Origin of the sequence: Halorubrum sp. SP9 (genome assembly GCF_005435015.1) — an archaeon.
Taxonomy (GTDB): Archaea; Halobacteriota; Halobacteria; order Halobacteriales; family Haloferacaceae; genus Halorubrum; species Halorubrum sodomense.
The window spans coordinates 1-512 of sequence record NZ_SGXU01000312.1; the positions used below are offsets into that span (position 1 = coordinate 1).

2 protein-coding genes are annotated in these 512 nt (G+C 56.1%); both read left to right on the forward strand.

Annotated elements, in window-relative coordinates; all coding sequences use genetic code 11:
• Positions 1-275 (forward strand): reverse transcriptase-like protein (locus EXE45_RS20975; RefSeq protein WP_137695102.1); only part of this gene is annotated, 275 nt, incomplete at its 5' end.
• Positions 275-512: hypothetical protein (locus tag EXE45_RS17680; protein WP_137695103.1), on the forward strand; the 238-nt coding region annotated here is incomplete at its 3' end. The genes EXE45_RS20975 and EXE45_RS17680, both read left to right, overlap by 1 nt.

Consider the following 512-nt stretch of genomic DNA (forward strand, 5'->3'; position numbering starts at 1 on the left):
TGATTACTGGGGTCAGAGCGGCACTTGATTACGACGAGTCAGCCATCCTGTGCCACGTCGATCACCAGTCGCTTGTGACTGCTGTTCGCCACGTCTGCCGCGACGACTACGAGTCGTACTTCCGTCACGCCTTGATGAGTTTCCTCGGACGCTTCGATGAGTGGCGGATCAGTCGTGTGAACCGAGGACGCAACGAAGCAGCTCATACGCAGGCACGGGCGGGGTTGAAAGCGAGCCAAGAGTACCTTGATACCGAGGCGATGGAGGCTCCGTGATGGACGTTGAAGTCGAACGTCACCCACCACGTATCGAAAGCGAGGACGAACTATACACAGCCTCACGGCTTTCTGGTGGATGGGATAATCGGTGGCGGGTGTGGTTCAGACCGATAGGTGAAAAGGTTGTTAGGGTGGTTGATGAGAAAGCAGGTGACTCATACGACCGTTCAGACTATATTCCGAGGGCCGCGGTAGCCCTAATCCGTCAGCAGGATGTGAGAGTTGTCCGTGACT